The organism is Actinophytocola sp. (genome assembly GCF_045807065.1).
Classification (GTDB): Bacteria; Actinomycetota; Actinomycetes; order Mycobacteriales; family Pseudonocardiaceae; genus Actinophytocola.
Window position 1 is genome coordinate 1 of record NZ_JBJMIE010000369.1, and the last position, 3,601, is coordinate 3,601.

Genomic DNA, 3,601 nt, shown 5'->3' on the forward strand with positions numbered 1-3,601 from the left:
GAGATTCGTGACGCAGGTGTCGCGTCGGGCCTCCCCGGGCCCGGGGAGGTAGAGTCGTCGGCGCCCTCAACGTCGTCGCCTCGCTGAGGGCTTCGTTGTGCCAGGAGTGCGTCCAGGGAGGAGTTGCCGGACGAATGACGTCGGTGCAGGGGACAGAACAGGCGGTCCAGCCGGGGGGCTCCCGACCGCTGCGTGCGTGGCAGCGCAGGGCGATCACCAAGTACCTGACCAGCAAGCCGCAGGATTTCCTCGCGGTCGCCACGCCCGGCGCGGGCAAGACGGTGTTCGGGCTGCGGGTGGCGAGCGAGCTGCTGGCCGACCGGGTGGTCGAGCGGGTCACGATCGTGGCGCCGACCGAGCACCTGAAGTACCAGTGGGCGGAGGCGGCCGCGCGGGCCGGCATCGCCATCGACCCGAACTTCCGCAACGGGGCCGGTCAGACCGCGGGTGACTTCCAGGGCGTCGCGGTCACGTACGCGCAGGTCGCCGCGCACCCGATGCTGCACCGGGTGCGGACCGAGCAGCGCAAGACCCTGGTCATCCTCGACGAGATCCACCACGGCGGCGACGCGAAGTCGTGGGGCGACGGCATCCGCGAGGCGTTCACCCCGGCCGTGCGGCGGCTGGCGCTGACCGGTACCCCGTTCCGCAGCGACGACTCGCCGATCCCGTTCGTCGGCTACGAGCCGGACACCGGCGGGTTCATGCGCAGCAAGGCCGACCACACGTACGGCTACTCCGACGCGCTGGCCGACGGCGTGGTCCGGCCGGTGATCTTCCTGGCGTACTCGGGCGAGGCGTCGTGGCGGACCAGCGCGGGCGAGGAGTTCACCGCCCGGCTCGGCGAGCCGATGACCGTCGAGCAGACCGCGCGGGCGTGGCGTACCGCGCTCGACCCGGAGGGGGAGTGGATCCCCGCCGTGCTGCGGGCCGCCGACCTGCGGCTCGCGCAGCTGCGGCAGAGCGTGCCGGACGCGGGTGCCCTGGTGATCGCGTCCGACCACATCGCGGCGAAGGCCTACGCGAGGATCCTCGCGGACATCACCGGCCGCGAGCCGGTCGTGGTGCTGTCCGACGACCCGAAGGCGTCGAGCCGGATCGCGGAGTTCGCCAACTCCGACGACCGGTGGCTCGTGGCGGTCCGCATGGTGTCGGAAGGCGTCGACGTGCCGCGCCTGGCCGTCGGCGTGTACGCCACCAGCGCGTCCACCCCGCTGTTCTTCGCCCAGGCCGTCGGCCGGTTCGTGCGTGCGCGGCGCCCGGGGGAGACGGCGAGCGTGTTCCTGCCGAGCGTGCCCGTGCTGCTGGAGCTGGCGAGCCAGCTGGAGGCGCAGCGCGACCACGTGCTCGGCAAGCCGCACCGCGAGAAGGACGGCTGGGAGGACGACCTGCTCGCGGACGCCAACCGGCAGAAGGACGAGCCGGGCGAGGAGGAGAAGGCGTTCACCGCGCTGTCCGCGTCGGCCGAGCTGGACCAGGTGATCTACGACGGATCCTCGTTCGGCACCGCGGCGTTCGCGGGGTCCGATGAGGAGCAGGAGTACCTGGGACTGCCGGGGTTGCTGGAGCCCGACCAGGTGCGGGCGCTGCTGCGGCAGCGCCAGGACCGGCAACTGGCAGAGCGGTCCAGGCGCGCGGCCGCCGCGGAGCCCGCCGCGCCGCCGTCCGCGCGGCAGCAGTCGGTGGCCGAGCGGCTGACCGGCCTGCGCAAGGAGCTGAACACCCTGGTGGCGATGTACCACCACCGGACCGGCAAGCCCCACGGCATGATCCACAGCGAGCTGCGCCGCGTCTGCGCCGGCCCGCCGACGGCCATGGCCAGCGTGGAACAGCTCGAGGAACGCATCGCCACGATCCGCAGCTGGTGAACCACGATCGAGCGCGCCGGTCTACTCGTGACAACCGAACAACCATCCCGGAAGGGCCGTCAGGACGTCGAACGTTTCGGACGGCCCTTTCCGGTCAGCACGCGTTGATCGGATGTCGCGACTTTCGGTAGTCGCGCTCCCCGCCGTGGTCTACACCAGTCGCTGATCGTGTGAACGAGCACCCAAGTACACTTCTCGCTGGTGAAGGGGTTGCCGGGCCAGGACTCGATTTGGTGAATTCCTGGCCGGGACTCGCGGTCGAGGACAACCCCCGCTACCCTTCGTGTCCATCATCCGGGTGCACTCGCATGACCGGCAGATGGCCGTTTCGTTGCCAAACTGTGTCGTTCAGAAACGGCCTGTGGGTTCCCTCACCGGCTTTCCCGGCATATGTTGTGCACCGCAACATTTCGGCTTGGGGTCGGCGCGAGCCACCAGGACCGACCGTGAAGGGACCGTTGAATGCGCAGTACAAGGCTTGCTCTCATCGCCGCGGGCATGGGTCTGACCCTCGCCGTGTCGGCATGTGGCGCCAACTCGGACAACTCCAACTCCGGCTCCGGGAGTGGCAGTTCGGACACCGCCAGCTCGTCCGGTGGCGGGATCCCCGTGGGTGTGATCCTGCCGGAGACCGCCTCCTCCGCGCGCTGGGAGGGCTTCGACAAGCCCATGCTCAAGGCGGCGCTGGAGGCCGAGGGGCTCAACCCCCACATCGAGAACGCCCAGGGTGACGTGCAGAAGTTCTCCACCCTGGCGGACGGCATGATCAACGACGGCGTCAAGGTCCTGATCATCGCCTCGATCAACTCCGAGATCGGTGGCACGGTCGCCCAGAAGGCCAACGCCCAGGGCATCCCGACCATCGACTACGACCGCCTCAACCTGGGCGGCAGCTCCTCCTTCTACGTCTCCTTCGACAACGTGAAGGTCGGCGAGCTGCAGGGCCAGGGCATGATCGACGCCCTGAAGGACAAGCCGAAGGGCTCGCAGATCATCGAGATCGAGGGCGCGCCGACGGACAACAACGCGACGCTGTTCCACAACGGCCAGGAGAACAAGCTCAAGCCGCTGTACGAGAACGGCACGTTCAAGCTGGTCCAGTCCCAGCCGATCGACAACTGGGACAACCAGAAGGGCGGCACGACCTTCGAGCAGATCTTCACCTCGAACAACAGCAGGGTCGACGGCGTGGTCGCCGCGAACGACGGCCTGGCCGGGGCGATCATCACCGTGCTCAAGAAGTACCAGCTGAACGGCAAGGTGCCGGTGACCGGCCAGGACGCCACAGCGGACGGCCTCAAGGCCATCCTCACCGGTGACCAGTACATGACCGTCTTCAAGCCGATCAAGCAGGAGGCCGAGGCCACCGCGAAGCTCGCGGCCGCGCTGGCCAAGGGCTCCGCCGGCAAGGCCGACGCCGACAAGATCGCCACCGACAAGGAGAACGACCCGGTCGGCAAGCGTGACGTCCCCTCCGTGCTGCTCGAGCCGAAGCTGATCACGAAGAACGAGGTCAAGCAGGTCATCGACCAGGGCTACGTCAAGGCCGAAGAGGTCTGCACCGGCGAGCTGCAGTCCGTCTGCACCCAGCTCGGCATCTCCTGATCCAGTAAGCCGCCCGGGCCGGTCGCACCCGCACGACGGGTGCGACCGGCCTGAGCAGGAGGACATCCCCCCATGAGTGAACCCCTTCTCGAGCTGATCGGGATCAACAAGAGCTTCGGCCCGGTGCA

At 68.9% G+C, this 3,601-nt stretch carries 2 protein-coding genes; both read left to right on the forward strand.

Annotated elements, in window-relative coordinates; all coding sequences use genetic code 11:
* The first annotated feature begins 134 nt into the window (after window positions 1-134).
* The gene (locus ACJ73U_RS21435) at window positions 135-1,868 is read left to right on the forward strand and encodes a DEAD/DEAH box helicase (protein ID WP_407779453.1); all 1,734 of its coding nucleotides are present in this window, start codon (window positions 135-137) and stop codon (window positions 1,866-1,868) included.
* 462 nt (window positions 1,869-2,330) lie between these two features.
* Window positions 2,331-3,473 (forward strand): sugar ABC transporter substrate-binding protein, encoded by a 1,143-nt coding sequence (locus ACJ73U_RS21440; RefSeq protein WP_407779454.1) that lies wholly within the window; start codon window positions 2,331-2,333, stop codon window positions 3,471-3,473.
* The last annotated feature ends 128 nt before the right edge of the window (window positions 3,474-3,601 follow it).

What these genes read in the sequence shown, in the direction of transcription:
- ACJ73U_RS21440 (WP_407779454.1), top strand. Translation starts at nt 2,331, where the DNA reads ATGCGCAGTACAAGGCTTGCTCTCATCGCCGCGGGCATGGGTCTGACC.
- ACJ73U_RS21435 (WP_407779453.1), top strand. Translation starts at nt 135, where the DNA reads ATGACGTCGGTGCAGGGGACAGAACAGGCGGTCCAGCCGGGGGGCTCC.